Annotated in this window: 17 protein-coding genes and 1 tRNA gene; 9 read left to right on the top strand and 9 right to left on the bottom strand. The window is 72.8% G+C overall.

The window, feature by feature from the left end; all coding sequences use genetic code 11:
• Positions 1-6: 6 nt before the first annotated feature.
• Positions 7-558 (top strand): GAF domain-containing protein, encoded by a 552-nt coding sequence (locus AC0666_RS18295; RefSeq protein WP_468580816.1) that lies wholly within the window; start codon positions 7-9, stop codon positions 556-558.
• Here AC0666_RS18295 and AC0666_RS18290 read toward each other — a convergent pair.
• A complete protein-coding gene (locus tag AC0666_RS18290; RefSeq protein WP_478707931.1) occupies positions 544-1,461 on the bottom strand; it encodes a transketolase family protein in 918 nt (305 codons plus the stop codon). The genes AC0666_RS18295 and AC0666_RS18290 overlap by 15 nt on opposite strands.
• A gap of 12 nt (positions 1,462-1,473) precedes the next feature.
• Positions 1,474-2,175 carry a transketolase gene (locus tag AC0666_RS18285; protein WP_478707930.1) on the bottom strand — a complete coding sequence of 234 codons (702 nt, stop codon included), beginning with the start codon at positions 2,173-2,175 and terminating at the stop codon, positions 1,474-1,476.
• Positions 2,176-2,321: 146 nt separating this feature from the next.
• Here AC0666_RS18285 and AC0666_RS18280 point away from each other — a divergent pair.
• Positions 2,322-2,398: transfer RNA gene (locus AC0666_RS18280), tRNA-Pro, on the top strand.
• A gap of 145 nt (positions 2,399-2,543) precedes the next feature.
• On the opposite strand, the gene AC0666_RS18275 is transcribed toward AC0666_RS18280, so the two are convergent.
• Positions 2,544-3,557: an NAD(P)H-dependent flavin oxidoreductase gene (locus AC0666_RS18275; RefSeq protein WP_478707929.1), complete on the bottom strand. Its 1,014-nt coding sequence runs from the start codon at positions 3,555-3,557 to the stop codon at positions 2,544-2,546.
• 116 nt (positions 3,558-3,673) lie between these two features.
• Complete coding sequence (yczE, locus tag AC0666_RS18270; RefSeq protein WP_468969077.1) at positions 3,674-4,372, bottom strand: membrane protein YczE; 699 nt, start codon at positions 4,370-4,372, stop codon at positions 3,674-3,676.
• 279 nt (positions 4,373-4,651) lie between these two features.
• Here yczE and AC0666_RS18265 point away from each other — a divergent pair, with 279 nt between their 5' ends.
• Positions 4,652-6,433, top strand: a complete 1,782-nt coding sequence (locus tag AC0666_RS18265) for a VanW family protein (protein WP_478707928.1) — start codon at positions 4,652-4,654, stop codon at positions 6,431-6,433.
• 110 nt (positions 6,434-6,543) lie between these two features.
• On the opposite strand, the gene AC0666_RS18260 is transcribed toward AC0666_RS18265, so the two are convergent.
• Both AC0666_RS18260 and AC0666_RS18255 read right to left on the bottom strand, forming a co-directional pair.
• Positions 6,544-6,759, bottom strand: a complete 216-nt coding sequence (locus tag AC0666_RS18260) for an acyl-CoA carboxylase subunit epsilon (RefSeq protein WP_468580803.1) — start codon at positions 6,757-6,759, stop codon at positions 6,544-6,546.
• Positions 6,756-8,000: a cytochrome P450 gene (locus AC0666_RS18255; RefSeq protein WP_468969084.1), complete on the bottom strand. Its 1,245-nt coding sequence runs from the start codon at positions 7,998-8,000 to the stop codon at positions 6,756-6,758. Before AC0666_RS18255 ends, AC0666_RS18260 begins: the two co-directional genes overlap by 4 nt.
• A 206-nt stretch (positions 8,001-8,206) precedes the next feature.
• Here AC0666_RS18255 and AC0666_RS18250 point away from each other — a divergent pair, with 206 nt between their 5' ends.
• From AC0666_RS18250 to AC0666_RS18235, 4 genes are all read left to right on the top strand, one after another.
• Positions 8,207-9,256 carry a type III polyketide synthase gene (locus AC0666_RS18250; protein WP_468969087.1) on the top strand — a complete coding sequence of 350 codons (1,050 nt, stop codon included), beginning with the start codon at positions 8,207-8,209 and terminating at the stop codon, positions 9,254-9,256.
• 28 nt (positions 9,257-9,284) lie between these two features.
• Complete coding sequence (locus tag AC0666_RS18245) at positions 9,285-10,502, top strand: cytochrome P450 (protein ID WP_468580799.1); 1,218 nt, start codon at positions 9,285-9,287, stop codon at positions 10,500-10,502.
• The gene (locus AC0666_RS18240; protein WP_361716734.1) at positions 10,499-11,035 is read left to right on the top strand and encodes a cupin domain-containing protein; all 537 of its coding nucleotides are present in this window, start codon (positions 10,499-10,501) and stop codon (positions 11,033-11,035) included. The genes AC0666_RS18245 and AC0666_RS18240 overlap by 4 nt, the downstream gene beginning before the upstream one ends.
• A 69-nt stretch (positions 11,036-11,104) precedes the next feature.
• Positions 11,105-12,043 carry a hypothetical protein gene (locus AC0666_RS18235; RefSeq protein ID WP_468969091.1) on the top strand — a complete coding sequence of 313 codons (939 nt, stop codon included), beginning with the start codon at positions 11,105-11,107 and terminating at the stop codon, positions 12,041-12,043.
• A gap of 4 nt (positions 12,044-12,047) precedes the next feature.
• Here the strand turns inward: AC0666_RS18235 and AC0666_RS18230 are convergent, their stop codons facing one another.
• The 3 genes from AC0666_RS18230 to AC0666_RS18220 form a co-directional block, all read right to left on the bottom strand.
• On the bottom strand, positions 12,048-13,454 hold the full coding sequence (locus tag AC0666_RS18230) for a DHA2 family efflux MFS transporter permease subunit (protein ID WP_478707993.1): 1,407 nt from the start codon (positions 13,452-13,454) through the stop codon (positions 12,048-12,050).
• A 316-nt stretch (positions 13,455-13,770) separates the two neighbouring features.
• Positions 13,771-14,838: an NUDIX hydrolase gene (locus AC0666_RS18225; protein WP_478707927.1), complete on the bottom strand. Its 1,068-nt coding sequence runs from the start codon at positions 14,836-14,838 to the stop codon at positions 13,771-13,773.
• A 101-nt stretch (positions 14,839-14,939) separates the two neighbouring features.
• Positions 14,940-15,575 carry a LysE/ArgO family amino acid transporter gene (locus tag AC0666_RS18220; RefSeq protein ID WP_478707926.1) on the bottom strand — a complete coding sequence of 212 codons (636 nt, stop codon included), beginning with the start codon at positions 15,573-15,575 and terminating at the stop codon, positions 14,940-14,942.
• Positions 15,576-15,655: 80 nt separating this feature from the next.
• Between AC0666_RS18220 and AC0666_RS18215 the strand changes: the two genes are divergently transcribed.
• Together AC0666_RS18215 and AC0666_RS18210 are read left to right on the top strand one after the other, a co-directional pair.
• The gene (locus AC0666_RS18215) at positions 15,656-16,576 is read left to right on the top strand and encodes a LysR family transcriptional regulator ArgP (protein ID WP_468969100.1); all 921 of its coding nucleotides are present in this window, start codon (positions 15,656-15,658) and stop codon (positions 16,574-16,576) included.
• Between the two features lie 23 nt (positions 16,577-16,599).
• Positions 16,600-16,995 (top strand): TOBE domain-containing protein, encoded by a 396-nt coding sequence (locus tag AC0666_RS18210; RefSeq protein ID WP_469155643.1) that lies wholly within the window; start codon positions 16,600-16,602, stop codon positions 16,993-16,995.
• Positions 16,996-17,034: the final 39 nt, after the last annotated feature.

Genomic DNA, 17,034 nt, shown 5'->3' with positions numbered 1-17,034 from the left:
AACACCATGGCGTACTACGAGTCGACCGGACACCTGCTGCTCACGCCGGTGGACCGGGAGGCGCCCGCGCGCGCCGTCCGGCTGCGGGAACTGGGCCTGGGGGAGCGGGTGGACGCCGAGTTGGACGCCTTCGCCCGGCAGATCGCCGACGTGCTGGCCGCCCCGTACGCGGGCGTCAACTTCGTCGGCGAGGAACGCCAGTTCTTCGCCGGGCTGCACCACGCCCCGGACGCCCCCGCGAGCGGATATCCCGCACGCGTGCTGCCCCGGGACCACGGCTACTGCCCGCACGTGGTGGTGCGGCGCCGCGCGCTGGTGCTGGAGGACGTACGCGACTTCGCGCGCTTCGCGGGCAACGCGGTGGTCGACGAGAGCGGGATCCGCTCGTACCTGGGCGCACCGCTCACCGACCGGCAGGGGATCGTGCTGGGCACCGTGTGCGCGGCCGACGGGGAACCGCGCCGCTGGGGAAACCAGGGGCTGGCCACCGCCAAGTCGCTCGCGGCGGAGCTGATGGAGATCATCCACGCCCGCGAGGAGACCCTACGGGCGGGCTGAACCCGGCCGGTGCAGGAAGGCGCCGATCCGCTCGCGCAGGGAGCGCGGGTCCAGGCCGTGGGCGGCGGTGTGCTCCTCGATGGTGCCGTAGCGGCGCAGTTCCGCGCGCCCCACGCCCAGGCCGAGGACACGGTGCGGGACCTCGGTCAGGGCCCGGGCGGCGGCGGTGGTGGAGGTGCCGGCGAGGTACGGCTCGACCAGCACCACGTCGCTCGTCGCCCGGCCGACGGCCGCGCGCAGGGCCGCGTCGTCGAAGGGCCGTACCGTCGTCGCGTACAGGACGGTCACGTCCAGCCCCTCCGTGGCGGCGAGCACGTGGTCGAGCAGCGGGCCGACGGCGACGACCACGCCCGCACCCCCCTCCCGTACGGTCCGCCAGCCGAGCCCCGTCATCGGGTGCGCAGCGGCGTTCGACTGCTGGGAGAGGCGGACGTAGACCCGGTCGTCACCGGCGGCGTACGCGTGGCGCAGCAGCGCCTCCGCCTCGTCGGGGTGCCCCGGGACATGGACCGTCCAGCCGTCCAGGGTGTCCAGCAGGGCCACGTCGCCCGGCGCCATGTGGGTGAAACCGCCCGCTGGCCAGTCGTAGCTGGCGCTCGCGCTGACCAGGACCCCGCCCGTGCCCTGGTGCCCGAAATCCAGCTTGACCTGCTCGAACGGCCGCTCCACCAGGAAGCTGGCGAAGGTGTGCATGATCGGACGCAGGCCGGTCAGGGCCAGCCCGCCGCCCACGCCGACCAGCAGCTGTTCGCGGATGCCGACATTGATCACCCGCTCGGGGTGGCGCTGCTGGGCGGGCCGGAAGCCGTCCATGGTGATCTCGGCGAGCACGAGCGCCAGCCGCGGGTCCTCGTCGAGCTCCTCCGACGTGACCGAAATGAACCGTTCGCGCATGGTGTCCATGGGTGTCCCCCCTCAAGCCTTCTTCTCGACGCGGGCGACGACGGCGTGCGGCCGGCCCGGATGTGGTGCGGTGAAGGCGGCGTGCAGGGCCGCGTGGTCCCGCCCGTCCACGGTCACCGCCGACCAGCCGGCGGCCTCGAAGCGGGAGGCGATCCCGCCGCGCCAGCCGTGGGTCGCGGAGTCGTTGTCGATCACCACGGTGTGCAGCCGCTCCAGCCCGGCGGAGCCGGCGTACGCGAGCGCCTCGTGGTTGCTGCCCTCGTCGAGCTCGGCGTCCCCGATGAGCACCCACACCGCGGGCCCGTCCAGCCCCTGGGCCCGCAGTCCGAGCGCGGAGCCCACGGCGAGCGGCAGCCCGTGCCCGAGCGAGCCGCTGCCGATCTCCACGCCGGGGATCAGGGTCCGGTCGGGGTGGTGCCCGAGGGGCGAGGCGTAGGAGCCGAAGCCGCTGAGCCAGTCGACGGGGAAGAACCCCTTGGCGGCCAGTACGGCGTAGTACGCCATCGGCCCGTGCCCCTTGGACAGCAGGAAGCGGTCCCGCTCGGCGTCCTCGGCGCTCCCGGGCCCGACGCGCAGCACCTGGTCGTAGAGCACCCACAGCACGTCGAGCGTGGAGGTGGCGGCGGGCCCGTGCTTCTCGGCCCCGGTCATGAGCGCCATGAGGCGGCTCAGATCCTCGTAGCGGAACCCTGTGTCCGCGGTTGCCTGTGACATGAGTGGATCATGCAACCTCAAGTCCACTTGAGGTCAAGAGCCACCCGACGCCACCGCCCCTCAAAAGGTGCGCGCGACCACCCTGTGAAGTGCGGTATTGTTCTCGTGCGCGTTCGGCCACGGGGAAACCCCAGGTCAGCGGGCATCGGGACGTGGCGCAGCTTGGTAGCGCACTTGACTGGGGGTCAAGGGGTCGCAGGTTCAAATCCTGTCGTCCCGACCATGCGGAAACGCAGGTCGGAGGCCGTTCTCTCATCCGTGAGAGGGCGGCCTTTCGTGTGTCCGGGGGCCGTGGTGGCCGCAGGACCGATCCCTCGCGGCGGCGGAGGCGTCCTGCGTCCCCTGCGTCCGGGGGCTGAGGGCCCTCATCACCCCGGGCCGACGGCGCGGGCCGCTGCCGCCAGCGCCGCCTCCGCTTCCCTCACGGTCCGGCGGACGATCTCGCCGGCGGGCAGGATCTCGTGCACGAGGGCGGTCGACTGGCCGGTGAAGGGGAGGTACTCCTCACCGCCGCCGGCAAGGATCGCGGCCATCACGCGAGGCACGGTCTCCGCGGGGTCCACCTGTTCGGGATGCTCGCGCAGGGCGTCCACCAGGGGGGTGCGCAGGCAGCGCGGCACCCCGGCACTGCCGGGGAGGTTGAACGGCGGCAGGATCCGCTCACTGCCCACGGCCTTCACCGCGTCCGCGGCGGCGGACTCGACGAGCCGGCTCTTCCACGCCTGCGACACGCTCATCTCCTCCGACGCGAGGAAGCGCGTCCCCATCAGCACACCCTGCGCGCCCAGGGTCAGCGCCGCTGCCAGGCCACGGCCGTCGGCGATCCCGCCGGCCGCGACGACGGGTACCTCGCCCGCCATGTCGACGACATCGGGGACCATCACCATCGTGGCGACATCCCCGCCCTGCCCGCCGGCCTCGCCGCCCTGAGCGACGATCACATCCGCTTCGGCCCGGAGGGCCTCGTCGCCCTGACGGCTACTGGAGACCTGCTGGATCCAGAGGATGCCGGCATCGTGCGCCCGGGCGATCAGGTCGGGCGGCACCGCCAAGTGAAAGGAGATCGCTGCAGGCCGCTCCTCGATCGTGGCCTGGAACGCCTCCTCGTCGAAGGGGCGGCTCGTGTGATTGATCGCGAACGGCCGGTCCGTCAGCCGCCGCAGCCGAGCCCACTGTTCCTTCAGTTCCGGAAGGGGCCGCACCGCCGTGCCGAGGCTGCCGAGCCCACCGGCCCGGCACACGGCGGCCGCGAGATCGACCTCGTCCCAGGGGCCGAAGGCCGCGCAGATGATCGGGGCATCGACACCGAGAAGGCGGCAGACAGGGGTGGTCAGCATCAGGACCTCCAGCGGGCTCGCGGCAGTCCTGCGGCGAGCGGCCATGGCGCATGCTCCTCAGCCCATCATCGCGTGCGCCGCCGTCCCGGTCCACGTGAACGTGATCGAGTCGGCGCCGCGACGGTGGGAGGGGTGCCTTCCTGGCCCGGGCAGGCGTTGGCTCACCGCCGCGGCGCCGCCCTGGTCGGCGTCGGGGCGGCCTTCGGGAGGTGTGCCGAGCCGGCGACCGGGGCCGCGGCCGGGAAGCGGGGCGGATCGGGGAGGGCGAAGACGCGGAGGAACAGTTGGGAGAGGGGGCCGATCGCCAGGGCGTACGCGAGCGTGCCGATGCCGGCGGTGCCGCCGAGCAGGAAGCCGGCCGCCAGCACCGTGAGCTCGATCCCGGTACGCACCAGCCGCACGGACCGGCCGGTGCGCCGGTGCAGGCCGGTCATGAGGCCGTCGCGTGGACCCGGCCCGAAGCGGGCGCTGATGTAGAGGCCGGTGGCGACTCCGTTGAGGACGATGCCCGCGGCCAGCAGCGCTCCCTGCGCCAGGACGCCGTGCACGTCCGGCAGCACGGCGAGCGTGGCGTCCATCGAGAGGCCGACCGCGAACACGTTGGAGAGGGTGCCGAGCCCCGGACGCTGCCGCAGCGGCACCCACAGCAGCAGGACCAGGGCCCCGACGGCCACCGAGACGGTGCCGATGCTCCAGCCGGTCCGCTCGGCGAGGCCCTGGTGGAAGACGTCCCACGGGTCGAGTCCGAGTCCGGCGCGGACCAGGAACGCGGAGCTCGCCCCGTACAGGGCGAGTCCGACGTAGAGCTGGAGCAGCCGACGGGTGAGGTGCCGCGCGGGGCGGTGAGGGGCCGAGGACACCGGGTGGAGCCTTTCGTGGGGGCCAAAGACCGACGGGGCTCACGGTGTGGCATGGCCTGGCACGGCGGATAGGGCCAATTCCAGGTGAGTGGCCCTACTTTTGCTTGCCAGGGGCCCCGGTTTGCGGGGCGGACGGCCTGCCGTCGTGAGAACGGGCACATTTTTGGCCCATTTCGTCCGAATTGGTGAATGCTTGTGTCCGGTCTGGCGGTATTTCGTGTCCTCGGGTGGGCTCGCCAGGCGACGCCATACGGACGTACCAGCGCCACCGGGAGAGACATGCGACGCCCCTACCGTCTGATCCGCAGCTGGCGGACCGCCCTGCCCCTCGTGGGCGGGGCCGCCGTACTCGGCTTCGGCGGCCTCTACGTCACCGGCCTCGTGGTCACCGACGACGTCATCGCCGACGGCACCCGCGTGCACGGCGTCGACCTCGGCGGCATGAGCCGTACGCAGGCCGAGGCAGCCCTGGAGCGCGAGCTCGGCCCCGCTGCGGCCGCGCCGATCGCCCTGCGGATCGGCGACCGGACCGAGCAGGCCTCGCCCGCCGCCTTCGGCCTGTCCCTCGACACCGCGGCCACCGCCGACCGGGCCACGCAGGCCGGGTCCGATCCCTTCACGGTGCTCGCGCGCCTGCTCGGCCCGACCGAGGAGCGGGAGATCGAGCCGGTCATCCGGACGGACGGCCCCACGAGCGCCGGCGCGGCGGACCGGCTCGCCGCCGGACGCCCGGCCCGCGACGGCTCCCTCACCTTCGAGGACGGCGCCGCCAAGGCGACCGCGCCGGTCACCGGTGTCTCCGTACGCGCCGACCGGGTGGCGGACACCGTCCGCGCCGCCTACCTGCGCCCGCAGAGCGGCCCGGTCACCGTGCCGGTGGAGCAGCAGGCCCCGGCCGTGGGCCCGCAGGAGACCGACCGGGCCCTCAAGGAGTTCGGCGAGCCGGCCATGTCCGGCCCGGTCGGCCTGACCCTGGGCGGCCGGCGGATCACCCTGTCCCCGGCGGTACTGGGCCGGCACCTGGAGGTCGAGCCCGACGACCACGGCCGCCTCGTGCCGCGGCTCGACTCCAAGGGGCTGCTGGCCGACCCCGCAGTCGCCCGGCAGGTCGACCGGGTCACCCGGCCCTCGCGCGGCGCCACCTTCCGCATCGGCTCCGCCAATCAGGCGGTGGTCGCCGAGGACGGGCGCACCGGAGTGCAGGTCAGCGACAAGGCCCTCGGCAAGGCCGTCCTGCCGCTGCTGACGCGGTCGGGCGCCGCCCGTACCGCCCAGCTCCCCGTGACGACGGTCCAGCCGAAGCTGACGGCGGAGAACGCGCGCCGCCTCGGCATCAAGGAGAAGGTGTCCTCCTTCACCGTCAACTTCCCGGCCGCGCCGTACCGCACCACCAACATCGCGCGCGCCGTCCAGCTGATCAACGGCTCCGTCGTCCTCCCGGGCGAGACCTGGAGCTTCAACAAGACGGTCGGCGAGCGCACCAAGGAGAACGGCTTCGTCGACGGGATCATGATCAACGACGGCCAGTACGTGAAGTCGCCCGGCGGCGGTGTCTCGGCAGTCGCCACGACCATGTACAACGCCGCGTTCTTCGCGGGCGTCAAGCCGCTGGAGCACGGAGCCCACTCGTTCTACATCGAGCGCTACCCCGAGGGCCGCGAGGCCACCGTCGCCTGGGGCACGCTCGACCTGCGCTGGCAGAACGACTCCGGCCACGCGATCTACGTCCAGGCCCGGTCCACCGACACCTCGGTGACCATCACCCTGCTCGGCACGAAGAAGTACGAAGAGATACGGGCCACCAAGGGGCCGCGCACCAAGGTCACCCCGCCGGGCAAGCGCACGGGCTCCGGTCCCACCTGCGAGGTGCAGACTCCCCTCGAAGGGTTCGACGTCACCGTCGATCGGATCTTCCTCCAGGGCGGCCGGGAGGTGAAGCGGGAGACCTACCCCACGCACTACACCCCGCGCGACGAGGTCGCCTGCGACGCGCAGACGCCGCAGGCCTCTCCCGCTCCCACGCCCCCGGCAGCACCGACCCAGGCGCCGGCCGGAGCCTGACCCGGGGCCCGGCCCGTCCGGCCGGAGGCCTGCGCACCACGCGGCGCCCTGCACTCGCGCAGTTGCTGCGCGAGCGCAGGGCGCCGCTGTAACCGTCGGCGGTGCTCCCGCTAGTGCCTGTGAGATCCCGGCCGGGCACGCCAGGAGTGGGCGGGAAAGCGGATCAGGGCGGGCAGGTTCCGGTCCCAGTGGGCGCGGTGGTGCCGGGAGGAGCGCTCACCGCCGTGGGTGGTGCGCGCCATCACGAACAGGGCGGCCGTGAGGGCCGCCAGTTCCATGTGGTCCGGGCTGCCCTTCACGACCTTGATCCGGTGCCGGCCTATCACCAGGTCACCGGCAGGGACTTGGGCCCGCGGATCAGGGCGCCCGGCTGCCACTCGATCCGCTCCGGCGGCACGGCCAGCGCCAGCCTGGGGTAGCGGTCGATCAGCGTACTGACCATGAGCTCGGACTCCATCCGGGCCAGCATCGAGCCGACGCAGTGGTGGGGGCCGTTACCGAAGGCCATGTGGGCGATGGGGCCGCGGTCGAAGTCCAGCTTGTCCGGGTCCGGGAACACGTCGGGGTCGCGGTTGGCCGCGAGGTACGAGGAGTAGACGGTCTCCCCGGCGCGCACGGTCACGCCGCCGATCTCGACGTCCCGGGTGGCGACCCTCGGCAGACCCACTCCGCTGCGGTGCGGGATGTAGCGCAGCAGCTCGTCGACGGCCTGCGGGATCATGTCGGGCTCGGCGCGCAGCCGTGCGAGGTGCTGCGGGTGGGTCAGCAGCAGGAACACCATGTTGGCGCTGTTGTTGCGGACCGCGTGCGCGCCGCTCACCAGGATGGCGGTGGCCAGCGAGACGGCTTCCGCCTCGGTGATCTCGCCGGCGTCGGCGGCGTCGACGAGCACCCCGGCGAGGTCGTCGCTCCGGTGCTCGCGGCGGTGGGCGAGCAGCTCGACGACGCACTCGCGGACGGTCTTGAGGGCGTCGGTGCTCTTCGCGGGGGCCGGACCCGGGGTCATGATCACGTTTGCCCAGGAGGTCATGTCCCTGCGCATGTCCTGCGGCATCCCCAGCAGGTCCGCGACGGCCGCCAGCGGCAGGGGGCCGTGCAGGTGCTCGACCAGGTCCGCCGGGGCCCCCTGCTGCTCCATCCCGTCCAGCAGGCTGTCGACGGTCCGCTGCACCGACGGCCGCAGCTTCTGCATGCTCTTGCCCGTGAACGCCCGCGCCACCACCCGGCGCATGTCGTTCAGGCGCGGCGGGTCGGCGTAGTTCAAGGAGGCCTGCTGCGAGGCGATCGCGTGCGGGGAGGAGGCGGTGATCGTTTTGCCGACCAGCTCCTGCCTGCTGAACCGGGGGTCGGTGGTGGCCGCCTTGACATCGGCATAGCGCGCCATCAGCCAGGCGCTGCCCTCGCCGTACGGCAGCCGGATCCGGGCGGCCCGTTTCTCGCGCAGCCGGTCCTGGAGGAAGGGGTCGAACTCCAGGGCCTCAAGGTCCTCCAGGCTCCAGAAGTGCACCGTTTCGTCCGAGGCCGGATCCATCTCCGGCTTGAGGGCCGTATGCGGGTCTGACGTCATGGTTCATCTCCCTGCGTGGATGTCACCCCCCGGAGCGCGATTTCGCGGGGAAATCGGCTGATTCATCCCTTCCCTCCCGCCGCTCGCTCCGCAGCCTCCGCCGGGCAGCGTCACCGGATTGGCGCATGTCCCCCAACGCCGTAGTCCCGCGCGCGCATCGGCCGCAGGTCGATGAGGCTGTGTCAGACACGAAAGGAGAGCCACCCATGGCGACTCTGTGCAGGCCAACGGTGTGCGTGCCCGAGCACGTGATCACGATGGAGCAGACCCTCGATCTGGCGCGGTCCGTGCACGCGGATCATCCACAGCTCGACCTGGCGCTGCGGCTGATCCGGAACACCGGCGTCGCGAAGCGGCACATCGTGCGTCCCATCGAGGAAACCCTCAAGCACCCCGGTTTCGAATCGCGCAACGCCGTCTACGAGACCGAGGCCAAGGCGCGGGTCCCGGCGGTGGTGCGACAGGCGCTGGAGGACGCGCAGCTGAGGGCGCAGGACATCGACATGATCATCTACGTGTCGTGCACCGGCTTCATGATGCCGTCGCTGACCGCGTGGATGATCAACACGCTGGGCTTCCGCACGGACACCAAGCAGCTGCCCATCGCCCAGCTGGGCTGCGCTGCGGGCGGAGCGGCGGTCAACCGGGCCCACGACTTCTGCACCGCCTACCCGGAGGCGAACGCGCTGATCGTCTCCTGCGAGTTCTGCTCCCTGTGCTACCAGCCGAGCGACCTGGAGGTCGGCAACCTGCTGTCCAACGGCCTGTTCGGCGACGGCGTGGGGGCGGCGGTCGTGCGCGGCAAGGGCGGCACCGGGATGGAGCTGCACCGCAACAGCTCGTACATCATCCCCCAGACGGAGGACTGGATCATGTACGACGTCAAGTCCACCGGATTCCACTTCAAGCTCGACCGGCGGGTCCCCGGCACCATGGAGCCCCTCGCCCCGTCCCTCAAGGACCTGGCCAAGGCCCACGGGTGGGACGCGGCAGCCCTGGATTTCTACATCATCCACGCGGGTGGACCACGCATCCTGGACGACCTGAGCAAGTACCTCGGTGTGGCACCCGAGGCATTCCGCTTCAGTCGGGCCACACTGACCGAGTACGGCAACATCGCCAGCGCCGTGGTCCTGGACGCACTGCGCCGACTCTTCGACGAGAACGGCACCGCCGATGCCGCGCGGGGCCTGCTGGCCGGCTTCGGCCCGGGAATCACCGCAGAAATCTCACTGGGCAGCTGGACCTCGGAATGAGGGACCGGGTGAGGGAGGAATCCGAAGAATGCTGAAGGACGGCCCCGCAACCGCAAGGCCACCCGTCACGCACTGGCCCACCCCGGCCCTGGACGGGGTCGACTTCGACCCCGTCCTGGCCGAGCTGATGCGGGCGGGGCCGGTTACGCGCATCAAACTTCCGAACGGAAGCGGCTGGGCGTGGCTCATCTGCCGCTTCGAAGACGTACGGATGGTGGCCAACGATCCCCGGTTCAGCCGAAAGCTGGTCGTCGAGCACGACGTCACCCGGCTGGCCCCCCACTTCATTCCGGCGCCGGGTGCGGTGGGCTTCGAGGACCCGCCCGACCACACCCGGCTGCGCCGCACCGTCGCCGCCGCCTTCACCACCAGCGGCGTCGAGCGTCTGCGCACCCGGGCGCAGGAGATGCTCGACGGTCTCGTCGACGGGATCCTGCGCGACGGCCCCCCGGTCGACCTGACCGAGCGTCTGCTCGCCCCCTTCCCGCTCGCCGTGGTCTGCGAACTGATGGGCGTACCCGAGGACGACCGGCCCATGGTCCACGAATGGACCACGCTGATCCTCTCCTCGGCCCAGGGAGCACAGCGCAGCGAGCAGGCCAAGAACGACATGTGCGCCTACCTCGGCGGACGGCTGCGCGCCGGGGACACCGCCGGCGGCGAGAGCGTCATCGGCCTCCTGGTCAAGGCCGTCGAGGCCGGTGAGGTCACCGAGGAGGAGGCCACCGGGTTGGCGCTGCTCATCCAGATCGGCGGAGAGGCCGTCACCAACAACGTGGGCAACATGGTCTACATCCTGCTCACCCGGCCGGACCTGCTGGAACACATGCGGAGCAACCCCGGCGTGCGCCCGTCGGCGCTCAACGAACTGCTCCGCTACATCCCCCACCGCAACGCGGTCGGGCTCTCCCGGATCGCCCTTGAGGACGTCACGGTCGCCGGACACCTCATCCGGAAGGGCGAAGCGGTGTACGTCTCCTACCTCGCCGCCAACCGCGACCCGGACGTCTTCCCCGACCCCCACGAACTGCACCTCGACCGCAGCCCCAACCCGCACGTCTCCTTCGGATACGGGCCCCACTTCTGCCCCGGCAACATGCTGGCCCGCCTCGAATCCGAACTCATGGTGGACGCGCTGCTCGACCGCTTCACGGACCTGCGGTTCGCCGTCCCGGCGAGCGAACTGCGCTGGCGGCCGGGAGCACTCATCCGCGGGCCGGAAGGTCTGCCCGTGACCTGGTCATGACCGCGCACATCGCCCGCGACGGGCTGCTCGTCCCACCGGGTCACGGCCGCACCCTGCACACCGAAGCCCAGCAGGTCACCTTCAAGGTCACCGGGGAGCACTCCACGGTGGCCTCCAGCTTCGAGGTCGTCGTACCGCCCGGGTTCGACGTCGGAGCACACCTGCACACACGCAGTGAGGAGCTGTTCTACGTCCTGGAAGGCGAACTCGACGTCATGGCCTTCGAACCGCGCGTCCGCAGCGGGGACGACTGGCGGCACTGGGAGGCACTCGACGGGCGCCGGGTCGTCCGCGCCACTCCCGGCACCGTCATCGTGGTCCCGCCGGGCTGCCCGCACGCGTTCGCCAACCGCACCGGCGAACCCGCGCGGATGTTCTTCCAGGCCTCCCCGCCCCCCGACCACGAGCGGTACTTCGAAGAGCTGCTGGAGCTGCTCGACGCGGGGACCACCCCCGACCCCCTGGCGATCTCGCAACTGCGGGCCCGCTACGACATCGAACAGCTCACGCCGCTGCGCCACGGGCTGTCCTGACCACCACCCACGCACCACGCACGAAGCACCACATCCACACCCCCCACACCATTGCTCGGGAGACAATCGATGCTGCGCACTCGCCGCACACTCCGCACCGCCACCTACACCCTGGCCGGCACCCTCGCCGCCGCCTCGCTCGCGGCGGGCCCGGCCCAGGCCGCCGAACCCCTGCCGTCCCACTGGTGCTACGTCAACGGCGTCGAGGCCCGGCCCGGCCAGGAGGTGAGGGGCACCGACGGCGACGACACGATCCTGTGCGAGAACGACGTCGAGAACGCGATCATCTACGGCGGGGCCGGCAACGACAACATCCGGGTCAAGGGCATGCTCATCGACTCCCAGGTACTCGGCGGCGAGGGCGAGGACACGCTCCAGGTCAACAACCTCTACCCGCGCAACGGCAACTCGTCGGTGCGCGGCGGTGCGGGCGACGACACCATCATCACCGCCCTCGTCGTGGGCACGGCGGCGCACGGAGCCACCGTCTACGGCGACCACGGCAACGACTCGATCACCACCGGCAGTGTGCTCGGCGAGCCCGGCGAGTACCAGCGCGGCGGCGGCCAGGTCTTCGGCAACGACGGCAGCGACCTGATCCGCACGGGCAACGTCGACCTCGGCGGCCGGGTCCTCGGCGGCAGCGAGAACGACGTCATCGAGCCCAAGTCGGTGGGCGCGGAGTCCGCGGGCATCGTCCAGGGCGGTCCCGGCAACGACACGGTCCGCGGCCAGAACGACAGCGTCCTGACGATCGGACCCGGCTACGGCCAGGTCGACGGCGGACTCGGGACCAACTCCTGCAAGCTGAAGCACTTCTCCACCGGCGACCGCGTCCGCAGCTCGGTCGCGAACTGCCCGCTGGCAGCCCCGGCGACCGACGCCGCCCCCGCGGCGCCGTCCGGTGCCAAGCCCGCGAAGCCGGCTACGCCGTCGAAGCCCGCGAAGCCGGCTGCACCCTCGAAGCCGGCCGCTCACTCGCGCCCGGCGCAGCCCTCCCACCCGTAGCCCGTCAGGCTCCTGACGGCCGGCCGCCCCGGCCCCCCGCTGCACCGCGGGTGTGCTCCATCGACAGGCCGGCGGGAAGCAGGAACCAGGTCAGCACGGCCCCGGCGGTGAAGATGGCCGCCGAGGCCGTGAAGACCGTGTGGTAGCTCTCCAGGACAGCCCGCGCCACGAGTTCCGGCGCGGGCTGTCTGCCTGCCAGGGCGCGGCCGACGGTGCCGGCGGCCAGCGTGCTCATGAGCGCGGTGCCGACCGAGCCGCCGATCTGCCGCATGGCGTTGACCGTCGCGGAACCGACGCCCGCGTCGCGCGGGTCGATGCCCGCCGTGCCGAGGTTCATGGCGGCTGCCGTGATCAGGCCCATGCCCAGGCCCGTCGCGACCTGCCCGGGCAGGACGTCGACCACGTACGGCCCGGTGGCGGACAGCCGGCTCATCCACGCCATCCCGCAGGCCGCGAGCAGCATGCCGACGACGATGCGCGGCCGCCCGCCCACCTTGCCCAGCAGCCCCAGGTTGCTGCCGATCGCGCTGAGCATCGTGCAGCCGGACATCGGCATGAAGGCCAGGCCGGTCCTGGCGGGGCTGTAGCCGCGGGTGTGCTGCAGGTAGTACGTCAGGAAGAGGAACACCCCGAACATGCCGACGCCGGTGACGAACACGGACGCCAGCGCCGTCGCCCGGACCCGGTCGAGCACGATCCGCAGCGGCAGCAGCGGGTGCGGGCTCTGGCGCTGCCACCAGGTGAACGCCACGAGCAGGCCGGCCCCGGTGCTCAACAGGCCCAGCGTGTGCACCGACTGCCAGCCGCGCGGGCCGGCCGTGGCAAGACCGTAGACCAGGCAGAACAGCCCCGACGAGGCGAGCACCGTGCCGGGCAGGTCCAGCCGCGGCGGGGCGGCGGCAGCCTGCCGGCGCAGGAGCAGCAGCCCGCCGGCGACGGCGACGGCAGCGAAGAGCACGTTGACGTACAACGTCGAGCGCCAGCCCAGATGCTCGGTCAGCACGCCGCCCAGCAACAGCCCCACGGCCCCCCCGGAGGCGGCCAGCGACCCGAACACCCCGAAGGCCTTGCCGCGTTCGGCGGGTGCGGAGAACGTGGTGGTGAGCAGCGAGAGCGCGGCCGGGGCCAGCAGGGCCGCGAACACGCCCTGCAGCGCCCGGGCCGTGACGAGGATCCCGAAGGTGGCCGCGGCGCCGCCGACGGCGGAGGACACGGCGAATCCGAGCTGGCCCACGAGGAAGGCCCGGCGGCGTCCGATCAGGTCGGCGAGCCGCCCGCCGAACAGCAGGAGGCTGCCGAAGGCGATGGCGTACGAGGTCACCACCCACTGGCGCTGCTGGTCGGAGAAGCCGAGACCGGCCTGGATGGAGGGCAGCGCGATGTTCACGATGGTGGCGTCGAGGACGACCATGAGCTGGGCGAGGCCGATGACGGCGAGGATCCACCAGCGGCGCGGATCAGGCGGCGCCGCGGCGGGCGCGGGGGCTGCGGACGTGGTGCCGGCGCCAGGGGCCGGTCCGGTCGGTTCTGCGGACACGGTGGGACTCCATGGGTTCCGCTCGATGGGGCAGGGGACGTCTGACTCGACGATGCGTGAGACGGGCCCCGCGCCTGCGCACCACGCCACGAGGGCGTCCGGATGGACCAGTGCAGTGACCTTCCTTCCCCGGCCCCGCGGGGATCAGGGCGCTGCGGTTCCACGGCTGTAGGGCTCCAAAGCTCCACGGCTAGAGGGCTCCACGGCTCCCGGTCCCCACCGCGCGGCCGGCGTGCAGTTCCAGCGGACCCGTGCCCCGGGCGCGGGCGCGCAGGCAGGCCGTGATCTGCCGGCGCAGCGAGGGTTTGACCACGCCCCGCAGGTGCCCGGGGTCCACCGCCCGCCAGCGGAGCAGCTCGGTGGGGTTCAGGCGGATCCGGGCCAGGGTCGGCGCGTCCAGGACCCCGCCGTCGTACAGGAAGCGGATCCGCGCCGGGTAGCCGGGCTTGTGGGCCCAGTTGACGCCGAGCAGCCGGCCTGGTTCGAGGTCCAGGCCGAGTTCCTCGCGCACCTCGCGACGGGCCGCGGCGCGCGGGGTCTCGCCGAGATCGCTGTCGACGCCCCCGCCCGGCAGGTTCCAGCGGCCCGGCTTACCGTACGCGGGCTCCACCAGCACGACCGCGCCCGCCGCGTCGGTGCACAGCACGCTCGCGGCGGTGACGGCCTTGGGGCGGGCGGCCCGGTGGCTCGCGGAGTCGAAGGCACCGGCGTGTTCGAGGGCTGCCCGGCGCGCGGGGTCCAAGCCGGCCGGGGAGCCGGGCTGGGGGACGCCCTCCACGAGGTGCGCGACCGAGCCGGCGTACAGGGCGCTCAGGGCGGCGCGCAACCGCGGCGCGAGCCGGGCGGGCAGGACCGCGTACGCCTCGTCCGGCGCGAGCCAGTCGGCGGAGGCGACCTTGCCCTCCGTGCAGGAGAGCGCGGCGATCTGCGCGGGTGGGAGCGGCCCCACCAGGTGGACGTGCTCGATCCGGGCCCGCCCGAGCGGCCCCGGCCCGCGCGAGTCCACCGCGAGCAGCCGGCCGACCGGGACGCTGAGGTGCAGCTCCTCCTCCAGCACACGGGCCAGCCCCGTCTCCGGGGTCTCGGTCTCGTCGACCGGGCCGCCGGGAAGCCGGCGGTCCGCCCGGCCCGAGGGCGTCAGGACGAGCACCCGCCCGCGGAGGTCGAGGACGACCGCGGTGGCCGCGACGAGCGGGCCGGGCCGGGCGGAGCGGTACGCGTGTACGGCGTCGGCGTCGGCGAAGGGGCGGTCGGACACGGCGGCTCCCGGGGGTCGTGCGGGGGACGGCTTGCGCGGATGCGGTGTGCCGTACTCCCCGGGCATGACACCGCGCCGGCCCCGCTGGAGGCGGCGCGGTGTCATGCCCGGGCCAGGAGCATCCCGCCCATGGTGACCATGGTCCCCGCGACGAGCCCGTCCAGCACGCGCCAGGCCGAAGGACGCGCCAGCAGGCCGCTGAGCAGCCGGGCCCCGTAGCCGAGGGAGCCGAACCAGGTCAGGCTGGCCAGCCCGGCGCCGATCCCGAAAGCCCAGCGCAGGTCGCCGCGGTCGGCGGCGAGGGAGCCGAGCAGCAGGACGGTGTCCAGGTAGACGTGCGGGTTGAGCCAGGTCATGGCCAGGCAGGTCAGAACGGCGCGGCGGCGGGAGGCGGCCCCGCTTCCCGCCCCGCTTCCCCCGGTGTCGAGGGCTGCGCCGGGCACGGGCCGCAGCACGCGCCGGGCGGCGAGCACTCCGTAGCAGACCAGGAACCCGCCGCCGGCGATCCCGACCACGGTCAGGGCCGCGGGCCAGGCGGTGACGAAGGCGCCGACGCCGGCGACGCCGAGGGCGATGAGGACCGCGTCGGAGAGGGCGCAGATGGCGACCACGGCGAGGACGGCGTGCCGGCGTGCGCCCTGGCGGAGGACGAAGGCGTTCTGCGCGCCGATGGCGACGATGAGGGAAAGGCCGGTGCCGAAGCCGGCGAGGGCCGCCGTGAAGATGCCGTGGGTCATGGCTCCGACCGTAGACAGGCAGGCTGGTTCAGTACAGCTAAAGATTTTTACGTACCATTAGCTCCCGTGATGGTGACGTGATGGACGACCTTCCCCTGGACCAGGTGCGGACCCTGCTGGCCGTGGTGGACGAGGGCACCTTCGATGCCGCTGCCGCGGCCCTGCACGTGACGCCGTCGGCGGTCAGCCAGCGCGTGAAGGCACTGGAGCAGCGGACCGGGCGGGTCCTGCTGATGCGGACGAAGCCGGTCCGCGCGACGGAGTCCGGGCAGGTGGTGGTGCGGTTCGCCCGACAGCTGGCCCGACTGGAGCGGGACGCCCGGGCCGAGCTGGGCATGGCGCAGGACGGGGGCGGCCCGGTACGGCTGCCGATCGCCGTGAACGCGGATTCCTTGGCGACGTGGTTCCTGCCGGCGCTGACCCGGGTGCCGCAGGATCCGCCGGTCGCCTTCGAGCTGCGCCGGGAGGACGAGTCGCATACGACGGCGCTGCTGCGGGAGGGCCGGGTGATGGCGGCCGTCACCTCCTCGCCGGACCCGGTGGCGGGCTGCAGCGTACGGCGGCTGGGCCTGGCGCGGTACCTGCCCGTGGCGAGCCCCGGCTTCGCGGCCCGCTACCTGGGGGAGGGGACGGAGCTGGAGTGGGGGCTGCGGAAGGCGCCGGTCATCGTCTTCGACCGGCGGGACGTGCTGCAGGACTCCTTCGTCCGGTCGCTGACGGGGGACCCGGAGGCGGCGGCCTCGCCCCTGCGCCACCACGTGCCGACGTCGGAGGGCTTCCGTGATGCGGTGGCGGCGGGTCTCGGCTGGGGCCTCGTACCGCAGCCGCAGGCGGAACCGCTGCTGCGGGCGGGCGCCCTGGTGCTGCTGGTGCCGGGCCGGCCGCTGGACGTACCGCTGTACTGGCAGCAGTGGAAGCTGGACTCGCCCGCACTGTCGAGGGCGGCGCAGGTGATCGCGCAGGCCGCGGCCGAGGCGCTCCGCCAGGACGACTCCGGCTGACAGGGCACCACTAGGCTTCCCCCATGGAGTCCTACACGATCGGTCAGGCGGCGCGGCTGCTCGGGGTGAGCGTCGACACGGCTCGGCGCTGGGCCGATGCGGAAAGGTTCCCCACCCGCCGCGAGGGTACGCGGCGCATGGTGGACGGGCCCGACCTGGCCGCGTTCTGCGTGGAAGCCGCGCAGGAAGGCGCAGCCGAGGCCGAGGAGCCCCCGTACACCTCGGCGCGCAACGCCTTCCCGGGGATCGTCACCGCGGTGAAGCTCGGCACCGTCGACGCCCAGGTGGAGATCCAGGCCGGACCGCACCGCATCGTGTCGCTGCTCACGCGGGAGGCGGTGGAGGAGCTCGGCCTGGAGGTGGGGGCGCGGGCCGTCGCCCGGGTGAAGTCGACCAGCGTGTTCATCGACCGCGTCTGACCCGGTCTCAGCGCCGAAGCGCCGGTCCGGGGCGCGGGG

The sequence above is a fragment of the Streptomyces sp. NPDC043680 genome, assembly GCF_056436685.1.
This window is presented reverse-complemented; position numbering and strand designations above follow the sequence as displayed.